This window comes from Microbispora sp. CL1-1 (genome assembly GCF_012034195.1).
Lineage (GTDB): Bacteria > Actinomycetota > Actinomycetes > Streptosporangiales > Streptosporangiaceae > Microbispora.
In genome coordinates this window covers 205,843-219,257 of sequence record NZ_JAATEK010000005.1, presented here as the reverse complement: position 1 = coordinate 219,257, position 13,415 = coordinate 205,843, and the positions used below count along the sequence as shown (strand labels likewise).

13 protein-coding genes and 1 pseudogene are annotated in these 13,415 nt (G+C 69.4%); 6 read left to right on the top strand and 8 right to left on the bottom strand.

Going from position 1 to position 13,415, the window contains the following annotated elements; all coding sequences use genetic code 11:
• Positions 1–78: 78 nt before the first annotated feature.
• From HCK04_RS08700 to HCK04_RS08690, 3 genes are read right to left on the bottom strand one after another with little or no spacing between them, the layout of a single operon-like run.
• Positions 79–1,002: a hypothetical protein gene (locus HCK04_RS08700; protein ID WP_142646660.1), complete on the bottom strand. Its 924-nt coding sequence runs from the start codon at positions 1,000–1,002 to the stop codon at positions 79–81.
• A gap of 22 nt (positions 1,003–1,024) precedes the next feature.
• On the bottom strand, positions 1,025–2,140 hold the full coding sequence (locus HCK04_RS44105) for a DUF3696 domain-containing protein (protein ID WP_142646659.1): 1,116 nt from the start codon (positions 2,138–2,140) through the stop codon (positions 1,025–1,027).
• Positions 2,133–3,311: a DUF262 domain-containing protein gene (locus tag HCK04_RS08690; protein ID WP_142646657.1), complete on the bottom strand. Its 1,179-nt coding sequence runs from the start codon at positions 3,309–3,311 to the stop codon at positions 2,133–2,135. The genes HCK04_RS44105 and HCK04_RS08690 overlap by 8 nt, the downstream gene beginning before the upstream one ends.
• Before the next feature lie 251 nt (positions 3,312–3,562).
• Between HCK04_RS08690 and HCK04_RS08685 the strand changes: the two genes are divergently transcribed.
• The 4 genes from HCK04_RS08685 (at position 3,563) to HCK04_RS08670 (ending at position 7,715) form a co-directional block, all read left to right on the top strand.
• Positions 3,563–4,747 (top strand): ATP-binding protein, encoded by a 1,185-nt coding sequence (locus HCK04_RS08685; protein ID WP_142646655.1) that lies wholly within the window; start codon positions 3,563–3,565, stop codon positions 4,745–4,747.
• Positions 4,744–5,382: a response regulator transcription factor gene (locus HCK04_RS08680; protein ID WP_142616464.1), complete on the top strand. Its 639-nt coding sequence runs from the start codon at positions 4,744–4,746 to the stop codon at positions 5,380–5,382. Before HCK04_RS08685 ends, HCK04_RS08680 begins: the two co-directional genes overlap by 4 nt.
• Positions 5,383–5,507: 125 nt before the next feature.
• Complete coding sequence (locus tag HCK04_RS08675) at positions 5,508–6,968, top strand: glutamate-cysteine ligase family protein (protein WP_142646653.1); 1,461 nt, start codon at positions 5,508–5,510, stop codon at positions 6,966–6,968.
• A 72-nt stretch (positions 6,969–7,040) separates the two neighbouring features.
• Positions 7,041–7,715, top strand: coding sequence for a neutral zinc metallopeptidase (locus HCK04_RS08670; RefSeq protein WP_240971181.1), 675 nt, complete (start codon positions 7,041–7,043; stop codon positions 7,713–7,715).
• A gap of 81 nt (positions 7,716–7,796) precedes the next feature.
• On the opposite strand, the pseudogene HCK04_RS08665 reads toward HCK04_RS08670, so the two are convergent.
• Positions 7,797–8,261, bottom strand: a pseudogene (locus tag HCK04_RS08665) (aldo/keto reductase); the annotation flags it as partial.
• A 14-nt stretch (positions 8,262–8,275) separates the two neighbouring features.
• Positions 8,276–9,202 carry an NAD-dependent epimerase/dehydratase family protein gene (locus HCK04_RS08660; protein ID WP_142646649.1) on the bottom strand — a complete coding sequence of 309 codons (927 nt, stop codon included), beginning with the start codon at positions 9,200–9,202 and terminating at the stop codon, positions 8,276–8,278.
• Positions 9,203–9,282: 80 nt separating this feature from the next.
• On the opposite strand from HCK04_RS08660, the gene HCK04_RS08655 reads away from it, so the two are divergent.
• Positions 9,283–10,176, top strand: a complete 894-nt coding sequence (locus HCK04_RS08655; protein WP_260617174.1) for a LysR family transcriptional regulator — start codon at positions 9,283–9,285, stop codon at positions 10,174–10,176.
• The gene (locus HCK04_RS44100) at positions 10,173–10,928 is read left to right on the top strand and encodes a CPBP family intramembrane glutamic endopeptidase (protein WP_142646644.1); all 756 of its coding nucleotides are present in this window, start codon (positions 10,173–10,175) and stop codon (positions 10,926–10,928) included. Before HCK04_RS08655 ends, HCK04_RS44100 begins: the two co-directional genes overlap by 4 nt.
• Here HCK04_RS44100 and HCK04_RS08645 read toward each other — a convergent pair.
• From HCK04_RS08645 to HCK04_RS08635, 3 genes are read right to left on the bottom strand one after another with little or no spacing between them, the layout of a single operon-like run.
• Positions 10,892–11,677, bottom strand: coding sequence for a response regulator transcription factor (locus HCK04_RS08645; RefSeq protein ID WP_142646642.1), 786 nt, complete (start codon positions 11,675–11,677; stop codon positions 10,892–10,894). The genes HCK04_RS44100 and HCK04_RS08645 overlap by 37 nt on opposite strands.
• A complete protein-coding gene (locus HCK04_RS08640) occupies positions 11,674–12,834 on the bottom strand; it encodes a sensor histidine kinase (RefSeq protein WP_142646640.1) in 1,161 nt (386 codons plus the stop codon). The genes HCK04_RS08645 and HCK04_RS08640 overlap by 4 nt, the downstream gene beginning before the upstream one ends.
• Before the next feature lie 9 nt (positions 12,835–12,843).
• A complete protein-coding gene (locus HCK04_RS08635) occupies positions 12,844–13,332 on the bottom strand; it encodes a hypothetical protein (RefSeq protein ID WP_142646638.1) in 489 nt (162 codons plus the stop codon).
• Positions 13,333–13,415 lie beyond the last annotated feature (83 nt).

Genomic DNA, 13,415 nt, shown 5'->3' with positions numbered 1-13,415 from the left:
TGGCCTCGCGCGCCATGCCCGTGCCATCGGGGGAACCCCTGACTCGTCCCCGAGCCCTCAGGGGTGGCGTCAGGGCTCTCAGATGCCGAGCTTGCGGCCTATGTAGGCGACCCTGGCCGTACGATCCTCAGTCACCAGACGGAAGTGGAGACGACCCGCTCCCGGAGTGAATCGGGCATGCCATTCGAAGATCCTCGTCGATCCGTCGAGATCCTCGAAGTGGCACAGTTGCTCCCGGCCTTCGAACTCCTGGCTGACCTTCGTGTGCCAAAAGGGTAAGGCGGATGCGTTGGTGCCCCAGTCTGCGATGGATCGTTCCAATTTAAGCAATGCGGTGAAAACAGGTTGTATCCAGTCCTGCCGCAGGTTGTGTAGATCACCCTCGATGCGAGGAAGAAATGTGAGGTGAGGAAAGCGATCTTCTCTGATTTCCCAGATTGCGGACCCTGATGTGATGCCGTCCCGCCCGATCTCCTGGACCCAGTCTTTGTGTTCCAGAGCATGCTGGTGGGTGGTGGCGTGGCGAACCTTGACGGTGTCCTCGTGTAGTTTCACCTCACCGTGGTCGTCCTCCGCGACCATCTTCTGGTGCAGGCCGACCCAGGCGCTGTTCCAGACCGTGTCATAGGAGAGGCTGACCGCCAGACCGTCTGAAAGGTGTGCCGCTCCGAGTCCTCCAGCAAGCCGACCGCCGTGTCGATATTCGACGTCCGCGTCCGCGCCCTCGGGCAGGACGGCTTGAAAGGGGGCACGATTTCGGATCGCCTGGATCAGTCGCCAACGATCTTGGTTGGCGCCGCTGGACGCGATCCACCGCTGAACCGAGTAGCCCGGCGTGAGCTCGATGGACTTGAACGGCGTAGGAGTGACGAGGGCGAGGTCTCTACGCCAGCTATGAATGGCCCTGAGAAGGTCTACGAACTCTGCCATGACCTCGTCGGTCCGGTGGTGGGGCCCTTCCACGGCAGTGGAAAGCTCGTTGAAGAAGAGCAGGACGGTCACGGGGGGTTCCTTCCGGCGCGGGTCAATCCAGGAGACGGTCCAGTGAACGCTCCCACTCGTCGAAGAAGCCTTCGGGCCAATCAGACAGCATCCCGTCGGATCCCACGGTGGGATTCAATATCTCTATCCCGCGAGTGCTTCTGCGAAAGTAGTGCAGAAGGACGTGCTCAGCGGGGAAATGCCGCTCCTTGATGGCGAGCCGGACGCCGTTGAGCACGTGGTCACTGTGGGTTTCGACCACCACCTGAGCTCCGGCGGCCGCGGCCGCGCAGGTGAGCATGGCCATCCCGGTTTGCCCGCGAGGATGCAGGTGGGCCTCGGGGTTTTCGATGAGCAGGAGACCACCGGGCTTCGCGGTGAGGCAGGCCACCACCACTGGCAGGACGTACGTGAGTCCGAAACCGACGTTGGTCGGTCGGTATCGGTTACTGGCGGAGAGGCCGGCAGTGCCGAAACGGAAGCTCAAGCGAACCGAGTCGGTGCCCTCGATCGCGTCTGCCTGAAGGTTGACACCGGGACATATCTCCTGCATCCATGCCTCAGCCTGATCGAGCAGGCGGCGGGACTTTCCTTGAGGATGATGGAGGCGCTCATGCAGAACCGGCTCGTCCTGGAAGTGGCGCAGGAAATTGACCGCATGCTCGCCGCGCGACCCAAGGAATCCGCGCCTGACGGCGATTTCGTGGGATCGGGGGTAACTCACCGCGGGAGCGATGCGGTCGGCGCGAAGGTATTGGAAGCCTGCTCCGGACAGTGCTGGGGGGAGGACGGGGGCAGGACGATCACGCGGCTCATCCAGCCGGAGGAGATCCGCCTCACGTTCATACCGGGCGGACCAGGAGTAGTCGATGCCTTCACAGCGCAAGGCGAGCTGGATTCGTGGTTCCGCGCCGTCCGATGCGACATAGTCCTCGTGGAGAACGTCTTGCCCCACCCCAAGCTCGACCAGATCGCCGTTCAGCAGGAAGCCTCCGTCCTCCTCGTGAAGCGCGTCATGGGACTGTCTCAAGAGGGCCAGGGTTTGAAGCACCGTGCTTTTGCCGCTGGAGTTCAATCCGGAGAGCAAGGTGTAAGGACTGAGAGGGATCTGCGCGTTGGCAAACGCCTTGAAGTTCGTGATGGTGAGCCGGTCAATCACGGGCCAGCCCCTTCAGTATAGATTCAACCGCGCCGAACCGTAGCTTCACCTTCCCGATGTCGCCGGTGGCCAGGGATACGGACCGTTCGAAGGCGGGCTCCTCGAGGAGCGCGGAAAGCTGCCACAACACCTGCTCCCGTCGTTTGCGTAGAATGCCGAGTTCGTGGTCCGTTCGCCGGGCGAGACCGACGGAGACCGCTTCGAAGAGGGCCTTGTTGATTGGCCGCCGTCGGGATTCTCTCAGATTGAATTTGCGGAAGGCGTAGTCTCCGAAGATTTCATGCGCGGCATGCATGCTCCGGGCGAACTCGTTTCGCAGCCGTGATACGTCCCCCTCCCCGAGCCCGTTGACTTTGTGCATCGCATCGCGGAGGAAGTCGTCGAAGTCCTGCCGCAGGTAGTGCTCCGGCCCGGTGAGCCGGAATGCGATGAAGCGAAGCACCATTTCGCGATCATCCATGCGTTCTGGGCGAACCGAGCCAAGCGTGGCCTTCTGGTATGCCTCGGACTCTGTCAGCTCCCGTAGTAGGCCCCGTACGCGACCGGGGATCAGCGCATGCCGCAGTTCTTGGCGACTCAGGGGCCGTCCTCCCGTGTTGATCCGGGCGAAGATATTGAACATGACCGATTCTGGTGTGCCCTGCCGGATGAGGTGGACCACTACTTCGGTCTCAAGCAGCCGGGTCTGGAGCCGGCCGGGAAGGTCGGAAAATCGTTTCTCCTCGTAGTCCTTTCCCAGATACTCCAGCTTCTTCAAGGTCAGAGGCGGCATACCGATGCTGTCCGGATCGACGAAGCGGGCGATCGTGGTGAGCCGCTGCACCCCGTCAATCATGACCCAGCGCTCGTCGTCCGTCTCGGCAGCGTAGAAGGTCGGTAGCGGAATGCGCAGCAGCATGGACTCGATCAGTCGGCTCTGTGCTTGTTGGGTCCAAATACCCGCGAACCGTTGAAAATCCGGCTGTAGATCAAGGACGTTACGCCGGATCCGGGAAAGGAGTAAATCCACCGTGGGGGTCCGTGTCGTGACGTCGATCTTCTCTGGGTCGAACGGCTCCGAGGGGCCCTCCTCGTCCTCCATCTCCCGCTCGACGCCGATGCTGTGCCCGGTCGAATCCAACTCGACCGCAATTTCCGGTTCGTTCTCGCGATCCAGTGGCTCTTCGGACATGCCCCGCCGCTCCTCCAGCAGTGATACGCCATACACGCATTGGCCGCTCCACAGCCGATGGCGTGATCCAACAGTATCCGTAACCATGCGAACGCGAGTGGTTCTGCCGGGGCAAACCTCCAGGTAGAGCACACGAAATGCCGCAAGACGACGGACGCGCTCACCCCTGACTCGTCCCCGAGCCCTCAGGGGTGGCGTCAGGGCATGCCCTGATGCGCTCATGGCCAGTGACGTGTGACGATGCTTCCGAGATGTCTGAGATGCCTAACGCCCCCGCGGCGTATCCCCGGATGGTCCGGCCCGCCTCGGGCCGGGTGGTCGCGGGCGTCGCCCAGGGCGCCGCCGCCCAGCTGCGGCTCGACCCGGTCGTGTTGCGCCTCGCGTTCGTGCTGCTCACCGTCATCGACGGGCTGGGCGTCGTGGCGTACGCCGCGCTGTGGGTGTTCACCCCCAAGGAGGAGGTGAAGGGCCGCGCGCCGGCCCGTGAATGGGGCCAGCTCGCCGCGTACGGCGTGCTGTGGCTGGCGCTGGCGGGCTTCGCGTGGATGACGGGCGCCTCCAGCGGGGGGTTCGGCACGTGGCCGATCGCGGTCGGCGGCATCGGCGCGCTGATCCTGTGGCAGCAGGCCGACCCGGGACGGCGGCAGCGGTGGATGTCGGGCGCGGTCAAGCAGGTCAGCACGACCTGGGTGCGCACCGGTATCGGCGCGCTGCTGGTGGTCGTGGGCGCGATCGGCTTCCTGGCCGCGAGCGGCGAGCTGGCCAAGGCCAGGACCGGGCTCGTGTTCACGGCGGTCGTCGTCGGCGGCATGCTGATGATCGCCGCGCCCTGGCTGGCCACGCTCATGAAGGAGCTGCAGCGGGAGCGCACCGAGCGCATCAGGCAGGAGGAGCGGGCCGAGGTGGCCGCTCACGTCCATGACTCGGTGCTGCACACGCTTACCCTGATCCAGCGCAACGCCCACGACGCGCGGGAGGTCGCCAGGCTCGCCCGGTCGCAGGAGCGCGAGCTGCGCAACTGGCTCTACCAGCCCAAGCAGGACGCCGACGCCACCCTCGCGGCGGCCGTACGGCGGGTCGCGGCCGAGGAGGAGGACGCCCACGGCGTGCAGATCGAGGTGGTCTGCGTGGGCGACTGCGAGCTCGACGAGGGCCTGGTGGCACTGCTGCACGCGGCCCGGCAGGCGATGGTCAACGCGTGCAAATACAGTGGGGCTCCGGTCGTCTCCGTCTACGCCGAGGTCGAGCCCGACGAGGTGACGGTGTTCGTCCGTGACCGGGGCAAGGGCTTCGTGCTCGACGACGTCCCCGGTGACAGGATGGGCATCCGCCAGTCGATCATCGGCAGGATGGAACGCAACGGGGGAAGCGCCCGGGTCAGGACCGAGCCGGGCGACGGAACCGAGGTCATGCTGACCATGAAGAGGGAAAAATGAAGACCGTACGCGTGCTGATCGTTGACGACCACCGGCTGTTCCGGTCCGGCGTACGGGCCGAGCTGGGTCCGTCGATCCAGGTGATCGGCGAGGCCGAGGACGTGGAGTCGGCGGTGACGGCGATCGGCGAGCTGGAGCCCGATGTGGTGCTGCTCGACGTGCACATGCCGGGCGGCGGCGGCCAGGAGGTGCTGCGGCGCGTGCTCGGCTCCGGCTCCCAGGTGCGCTTCCTCGCGCTGTCGGTCTCGGACGCGGCCGAGGACGTGATCGGCGTCATCCGCGGCGGCGCCAGGGGCTACGTGACCAAGACGATCAGCGGCGCCGAGCTGACCGACGCGATCATCCGGGTGTCCGAGGGCGACGCGGTGTTCTCGCCGCGGCTGGCCGGGTTCGTGCTCGACGCGTTCGCTTCGACGGAGGCCCCGCCCATCGACCCGGAGCTCGACTCGCTCACCCAGCGGGAGCGCGAGGTGCTGCGGCTGATCGCCCGGGGTTACGCCTACAAGGAGATCGCCAAGGAGCTGTTCATCTCGGTGAAGACCGTCGAGACGCACGTGTCGAGCGTGCTGCGCAAGCTGCAGCTGTCCAACCGGCACGAGCTGTCGCGCTGGGCCACCGCACGACGTCTGGTCTGACCCCGTACGCGCGACCCGTACGCGCGACCCGTACGCGCGAAGCCGTATGCGCGAAGCCGTATGCGCGAACCCGTCCGCGCCGACCCGTCTGGTGCGATCGCCTACCGGCGTGCGACGCTCAGTGCATGGGCCGTGACGTACCCTCCGTCTCCTTCAGCCGGGAGGACCGCCGTCGCTACCGGGACAAGGTGAAGCTGTCGCTCGACGTGCTGGCCGAGATGCTGCGGGAGTCGCGGTTCGCGTTCGACCGGCCCCAGGCGGGCCTGGAGATCGAGCTGAATCTCGTCGACTCCCGGGGCGAGCCGGCGATGAAGAACGCCGAGGTGCTGGCCGCCATCGCGGAGCCCGACTGGGCGACGGAGCTGGGCCAGTTCAACGTCGAGATCAACATCCCGCCCCAGGTGCTGGCCGGCGAGGGCGGCCGCCTGCTGGAGGAGTCCGTACGGCTGCGCCTCAACCGGGCGCAGGAGCGGGCGGCGCGGGTCGGCGGGCAACTCATGCTGGTCGGCATCCTGCCGACGCTGCGCGAGAGCGACGTCCACGAGGGGACGCTGTCGGCCAACCCCCGCTACGCGCTGCTGAACGAGCAGATCTTCGCCGCCCGGGGTGAGGACCTGCACCTCGTGATCGAGGGGGTGGACCGGCTCGACACCTATGCCGACAGCATCACCCCCGAGGCGGCGTGCACGAGCGTGCAGCTCCACCTGCAGGTCAGCCCGGAGAGGTTCGCCGACCACTGGAATGCGGCACAGGCCATCGCCGGTCCGCAGGTCGCGGTCGCGGCCAACTCGCCGTTCCTGTTCGGCAAGGAGCTGTGGCGCGAGACCAGGATCAGCCTGTTCGAGCAGGCCACCGACACCCGGCCCGAGGAGCTGAAGGTCCAGGGCGTGCGGCCGCGCGTCTGGTTCGGGGAGCGGTGGATCACGTCGGTCTTCGACCTGTTCGAGGAGAACGTCCGATACTTCCCCGCGCTGCTGCCGCTGTGCGACGAGGAGGACCCGAGGCGGGTGCTCGATGACGGCGGGGTGCCCGAGCTGCACGAGCTGCGCCTGCACAACGGCACCGTCTATCGCTGGAACCGGCCCGTGTACGACGTCTCCGACGGCGTCCCCCACCTGCGCGTGGAGAACCGCGTGCTGCCCGCCGGGCCGACGGTGGCCGACATCGCCGCCAACGCCGCGTTCTATTACGGGCTCATGCGGGTGCTCCCGGCGGCCGAGCGGACGGTGTGGACGCGCATGTCCTTCGCCGCGGCCGAGGACAACCTCCGCAACGCCGCGCGGTATGGCCTCGACGCCCGCCTCTACTGGCCCGGCATGGGGGAGGTGCCCGCCGCCGAGCTGATCCTGCGCAGGCTGCTGCCCATGGCCTATCACGGGCTCGACCTGTGGGGGGTCGACCCGGTCCAGCGCGACCGGCTGCTCGGCATCATCGAGCGGCGCTGCGTGACCGGCCGTACGGGGGCGGACTGGCAGGTCAGGACGGCCCGCGCGTTCGGCGGCGACTATGAGGCGCTGCGCCGGATGACCCTGCGCTATCTGGAACACATGCACACCAACGAGCCCGTCCACACCTGGGGCATGTGAAACCTTGCAATTCGGCTACGGTGCCCACTTTTGCGGGCATTGATGGGTATTCGTATGGCAATGACTCGCCGAATGCTCGCCGCGCTTGTGCTCCTGGCGACCCTTGTCGTCTCCTGCGGCACGCTCACCGGTTCTCCGCCCGACCGGGCTGAGCCGGGAGACGTGGCGTCCCAGGGGGCGCCGTGCGAGAGCAACGGTGACGACTTTCCCGGCGACGTCATGCTCGCCCGGTGCCTGACCGAGTGGTTCTGGGCGCAACGCTTCCAGGAGAACGACACGGTATATCGCCCGATCACCCGCTTCGTGGCTTATCAGGGCACGGATGGTCCCGACTGTGGTGGGCAGGCGGCCGTGCCGGAAAACGCCTTCTATTGCCCGATCGGCCATTTCATCGCCTACGACGCGGTCTGGCTCAAGGCGATGTACGACCAGTTGGGCGACGGGGCGGTCTACGTCGTGATTCCGCATGAGCTGGGGCATGCCGTACAGGCCCAGGTCTTGGACAACTTCAGCTTCAACGTGCAGCGGGAGCTCCAGGCCGACTGCTACGCGGGCGCCGCGCTGGGCGGCCTCATCCAGGCGGGAGTGCTGAGAGCGGAGCAGGGCGACGAGGAGGAGCTGCTCATCAACCTCCAGGCGGCGGGCGACCCCACCGACGTCTGGTGGACTCCGGACGCCCACGGCACTCCGGAACAGCGCCAGCGGTCGTTCGCCCAGGGCTACAACCAGGGTTTGGTGACCTGCTGACTTCTCACGGCCGATCGAGTCACGGCCGGTCGAGTCACGGCCGGTCGAGTCACGGCCGCCTAGCTCCCGGTCGGCCTCGCGGATCTGCCGCACGCCGACGTTCGAGATCCCGGCCGTCCGGATCTTGCCTTCGTCGAGCAGGTCGCGGAGCGCGCCGACCGACTCGGCGAAGGGGACGTCCGGGTCCGTCTTGTGGAGCTGGTAGAGCCCGATCGCGTCGGTGCCGAGCCGCTTGAGCGACGCCTCGCACGCCCGCCTGATGTGGCGCGGGTCGCCGTTCACCGTCCACGAGCCGTCTCCGGGGCGGCCGCGGCCGCCCTTCGTGGCGAGGAGGACCCCGCTCACGTCGCCGCCGTAGGAGGCGAGAACGCGGGCGATCAGCCGTTCGTCGTGGCCGATCTCGCCGGCGTGCCAGTGGTAGGAGTCCGCGGTGTCGATCAGGGTGACGCCCGCGTCGAGGGCGGCGTGGATCGTGGCGATCGCCCTGGCCTCGTCGGGCCTGCCCTCGACGGAGAGCGGCATGGCGCCGAGGCCGACGGCGCTCACCGGGACGTCTCCGATCAGGCGGGTGCGCACGTCCGCTCCTCCCCGGCCGGCGTCGTCTGGACGACCGATCGGACGGCCGACTGGACGGCCGACTGGACGGCCGACGGCAGCCAGTCGGCGACGTGCGAGAAGCGGAAGCCGAGCGCCGTGGCCCGGCCGTTGTCCATGGCATAGCCGCGGTCGAAGGAGAACGGCGAGGTGTCCTCACCGACGGCGTACACGGGCTCGCCGATGGCCGCGCACAGGTCCCGTACGTCGAGGGTCCCGTGGGAGGCGGCGTTGACCGGGCCGGTGAAGTCGGCCCGCGCGGCCCAGGCGAGGAACCGCGCGATCTCCGGCTCGTGGACGAACGACGCCGGCCGGGGGTTCTCATGCACGATCACCGGAAGTCCGGCCCGGATCCTCTGGACGTAGTGCGCGAGCCGTCCGGTGAAGTCCGCGCCGCCGAGCACGTGCGCGGTGCGGACGCTGACGAAGCCGAACGCCGCGTCACGTGTGAAGACCGCCTCCGCTTGGCGCTTGCCCTCGCCGTAGCTGGCGTCGAGGAACGCCGGGTCGTCCCACGGCAGGTCCGTCGCCACCGGCCAGGTCGCGGGATCGACCACGTCTTCCGTGTGCGGCGGGCCGTCGAGGTGGGCGTACACCTCGACGGTCGAGGTCATGACGTAGCGCGTGGTCCTGCCCGCGAACGCCCGCAGCGCCACGGCCGCCTGCACCGGCGTGTAGCAGACCTGGTCGATCACCACGTCGAAGTGGCGGCCGCCCAGGACGCGGCGCAGGGCGTCCTCGTCGTCGCGGTCGGCCCGCAGATGCGTCACGCCCTCTGGTGCCGGAGCCGATCCCCGGTTGACGACCGTGACGGCCGTCCCCGCGTCGCGCAGGTTCTCGATCAGCCGCCTGCCGAAGTATCGGCTTCCGCCGATGACGCACATCTCGCTCATGACGATCAGGGTGGCCGCGTATAGTCGTCAGCGGTAGTGGCGATCTTCTTAGCCGGTCGTTAGGAAATCTGTTGATCGACGTGCATCGGCTCGGCGTGCTGCGGGAGGTCGCCCGCCACGGCAGCTTCAACCGTGCGGCCGCCGCGCTGCGGCTCACCCCTTCGGCCGTCTCGCAGCAGATCGCCGCACTCGAACGCGGCCTCGGCGTCCCCGTGGTGCGGCGCAGCACGCGCGGAGTGGTCCTCACCGAGCCGGGGCGCATGCTCGTCGACACCGCCGAGACGATCGCCGCCGAGCTGACCGACGCTCAGGAGCGCATCGACCGGCTCTCGACCGCGCGGGCCAGGTTCACCATCGCGACGTTCGCCAGCGGGGGCCGCCGTCTCCTGCCGCCGGCGCTCAGCCGCTTCGTCGCCGAGCACCCCGAGGCCGAGCTGACGATCCTCGAACGCGAACCGGAGGACAGCCTGCCCCTGGTGCGGGAGGGCCGTGCCGATCTGGCCCTCGCCTACCACTTCGACGGGCTGCCGCCGATCCGTCCGGACGACCGCTCCGGCATGACGTGGACCCCGCTGATGACCGACCCGCTCCGGGTCGTCCTTCCTCGTACGCATCCGCTGGCCGGGCGCGCCCGCCTCCAACTGGCCGAGCTCGCCGCCGAACGCTGGATCCTCGGCTGCCTGAAGACCATGGACCTCCTGCGCCGCTATGCCGAGCTGGCCGGATTCGAGCTGCGGATCTCGTGCAGCGCCACCGACTATTTCTTCGCGCAGTCCCTGGTCACCGCGGGGGTGGGCGTCGCGCTCATCCCGGAGATCTCGCTCACGCCGGGCCCGGACGTGGTCGCGATCCCCCTTGAGGCGCCCAGCCCGTCCCGGTTCATCGGCATCGCGACCTCCCTGCGTGACCGTGGGCCCGCCCAGCCGTACGTCGACGCGCTGTGCGAGCTCCTCTCGCCGGACGGTGACGGGTGAAGCCCGCGACGGCGGCGGTTCTCGGGGTGCTCGCCGCGGCGAACGTGCTCAACAACCGGGTCGCCCGGCGGTGGGCGCCGCTGACTTCGGCGGTCGCGACCGGTGCACTGGTGCTGATCGCCCGCAGGGAGGGCGTCACCTGGCGGGAGCTGGGCTTCCGCCACGCCCGTGCCGGGGCGGTGACCGGGGGCGCGCTCGCGGCCGGCGTCGCGGCCGTCTACGCGGCGGGCGTCGCCTGCCCCCGCACCCGCGCGCTCTTCCGCGACGAGCGCGCGCTCGCGCTGTCGCGCCGCCGGGTGCTGGAGGAGGCCCTGGTGCAGGTGCCCCTTGGGACCGTGCTGCTGGAGGAGGTGGGCTTCCGCGGCGCGCTGCCCGCCCTGCTCGGCCGTTCGCTGCCGCCCGGTGCGGCCGTCGCCGTCTCGGCCGCGCTGTTCGGGCTGTGGCACGTGTTGCCCGCCGTCGACATGGCCGCGGCCAACCCCGCCCTCGGCAGGCCGGCCGCCGGGGAGACCCCGGACGAGGCCGCTCCCCAGACCAAGGCGGGACGGCTCGCGGAGACGGGACGGCTGGTGGCGGGGACGGTGGCCTCCACCGCGGTCGCCGGGCTCGTGTTCCACGGCCTGCGGCACCGCGCCGGGCTGCTCGCGCCCGCGCTGCTCCACGTGGCGACGAACTCCCTCGGGTACGCCGCCGCCCGGGTGGCCCGCCGCCTCGATCAGCCCTCGCGGGGATCGGCCAGGCCGGTCCGGTAGGCGTACGCGACCGCCTGGGCCCGGTCGCGCACCCGGACCTTGGCGAAGAGGTTGTTGATGTGCGTCTTGACCGTGGTCTCGCCGATGAACAGGGTGGCGGCGATCTCGGCGTTCGACAGGCCGCGCGCGATGAGCCGCAGGACCTCCGCCTCGCGCGGAGTCAGCCCGTCGGGCGGTGTGCCGGCATCCGTGGGTGTGCCGGGCGTCCGGTCCGCGTGCCGGGCCTCGCGCGTGTGGCGCGATGCGAACCGCGACCGGTGCGGCGGTGCGGCGGCGGGGCCGGTCGTCTCGACGGGTCCCTCGGTGGTCGGCGCGGTGCCGGTGCCGCCGCCGGTGACGGTGTTCAATAGGCGGCGCTGCACGCCGGGGTCGAGCTGCGCGTCGCCGTTCATCACCGTGGTCACGGCGCGGGCGATCTCCTCGGCGTCGGCGCTCTTGGTGAGGAAGCCGCGCGCCCCGGCGCGCAGCGCGGCGAAGACCGACTCGTCGTCGGTGTAGGTCGTGAGCACGACGACCTGCGTCTCCGGGAAGCCGGTGCGGATCCTCCGGGTCGCCTCGACCCCGTCCATGCGGGGCATGCGCAGGTCCATCAGCACCACGTCGGGCCGTTCGTCCGCGACCAGGCGGAGCGCGGCCTCGCCGTCGGACGCCGACCCCACGACCTCGATGTCCGGCAGCAGACCGAGCAGCAGGACGAGCCCGTCGCGCACCACGGCCTGGTCGTCGACCACGAGCACGCGGGCGGTCACGCCGGCACCCGCAGCCTGACCCGGAAACCGTCCTCGGTCTCGCCGGCCTCCAGGGTGCCGCCCAGGAGCTCGGCGCGTTCGCGCATACCCACGAGTCCGTATCCTCCTCCGGGTGTCCCCGGTTTCTCGCTCGGGGGGTTGACCACCTCCAGCTCGCACGTACGGTCGCCGAAGCTCAGCCGTACGGTGGCGGGGGAGCCCGGGGCGTGCCGCCGCACGTTGGTGACGGCCTCCTGGGCGGTGCGGATCATCGCGAGCTCGGTCTCGGGCGGCAGGCGGCGTTCGTGCCCATGGACGACGACGTCACACGGCCTGCCGGTCGCGTCTCGGAACTCCTCGGCGAGCGTCTCCAGCGCGGCGGGCAGCGGCTGGGCGTCGTCGCGGAGCGCGGCCACGGCGCTTCGCGCCTCTTCGAGGCCCTTCTTGGCCAGCTCACGAGCGCGTTCCACCCGGTCGAGGGCCTCCTGCGACCGGTCGGCGCGCAGCAGCAGCCGGGCGCCCTCCAGATGCACGATCTGCGCCGACAGGGAGTGCGCGAGGATGTCGTGGATCTCCCTGGCGATCCGGGCGCGTTCGGCCAGCACGGCCTCGCCCGCCTGCGCGGCGGTCGCGGCCCTGCGCTGTTTGATGGCGTAGGCGACCGCGAAGACCACGAAGACCGAGACGCACAGGCCGAGGTCGCGGTCCTGCCCCTGCGGGGCGATCGGTGGCGGCAGCAGCCCCAGGACGCTCGATCCCAGGCCCGCCAGGGCCAGCAGCAGGATGGGCAGCGACCACTTCAGCGGGTGCCGTACGGCGGCGGCCCCGACGCAGAACATGAGCACGGCGACGGCCGGGCTGCTGTCGGAGACCCTGTCGAGGGCGATGCTCGCCGCGAGGGTGAGCCCGATGAGGACGGCTTCCGCCGGACCGGCGTTCCAGCGCATCGGCAGGATCGGCCGCAGCCGGATGACGACCATGAGCGTCAGCGTGACGGCGATCGCGGCGGTCAGCGTGGTGATGGCGAGCCGGTCGCCCGTCAGGCCGAATCCCGGCGGGCTGGTCGCCTGCCCGCCGACGAGCAGGGCGATCACGGCCAGCCGCAGGAACGCGCCGGCGATCGCGTTCCCGCGGCTGGACTCCCAGGCGGCCTGGACATATCCGTCACGAGTGGGCACGTCCCGACGTTAGCGGGCCGTCTGAGCGCCGGGTACGGCCGCGCCGGGGAGGGCGTTCGCCCGCCGGGCGACGACGAGGAACTGGACACCGAGGGTCACTCCGACGAACAGGAGGATGGAGTTCTGCGACGAGGCGATGCCCAGGAAGGAGGTCAGGACCATCATCGCGACCCGGACGGCGATGGAGCCCACCCAGGCGATGAGGGTCGGGACGCCGCCCTGCGACCACGCCACGCCCTGCCGGTCGCGCCACACGCGCGTCGTCATGGCCCGCAGCACGCCGAGACCGGCGGCCACGAGGAGTTCCACGACGAGCACGGCGACGCTCAGCGACATGTGATGAGCGTCGACGAGCCCGCCGCCGCTGACACCGATCAGGACCAGCACGACGGGGATGATCACCCCCTGCGGCCTGGCGACGGGCCTCGGCCTCATCTGCCGGTAGATCATGATGGCGACGACGACGAGGGCGATGAGGACGATCTGCGTGGTTTCCATGCCCACGAAAGTAGGGATGCCGGGCGCGCACCGGATCGGCGCGCGGGTGGAAAGCTGGGGTGGAAAACCGGGCGGAGCCCGGC

What these genes read in the sequence shown, in the direction of transcription:
- HCK04_RS08685 (WP_142646655.1), top strand. Translation starts at nt 3,563, where the DNA reads ATGTCTGAGATGCCTAACGCCCCCGCGGCGTATCCCCGGATGGTCCGG.
- HCK04_RS08635 (WP_142646638.1), bottom strand. Translation starts at nt 13,332, where the DNA reads ATGGAAACCACGCAGATCGTCCTCATCGCCCTCGTCGTCGTCGCCATC.
- HCK04_RS08660 (WP_142646649.1), bottom strand. Translation starts at nt 9,202, where the DNA reads ATGAGCGAGATGTGCGTCATCGGCGGAAGCCGATACTTCGGCAGGCGG.
- HCK04_RS08680 (WP_142616464.1), top strand. Translation starts at nt 4,744, where the DNA reads ATGAAGACCGTACGCGTGCTGATCGTTGACGACCACCGGCTGTTCCGG.
- HCK04_RS08675 (WP_142646653.1), top strand. Translation starts at nt 5,508, where the DNA reads ATGGGCCGTGACGTACCCTCCGTCTCCTTCAGCCGGGAGGACCGCCGT.
- HCK04_RS08690 (WP_142646657.1), bottom strand. Translation starts at nt 3,311, where the DNA reads ATGTCCGAAGAGCCACTGGATCGCGAGAACGAACCGGAAATTGCGGTC.
- HCK04_RS08670 (WP_240971181.1), top strand. Translation starts at nt 7,041, where the DNA reads ATGCTCGCCGCGCTTGTGCTCCTGGCGACCCTTGTCGTCTCCTGCGGC.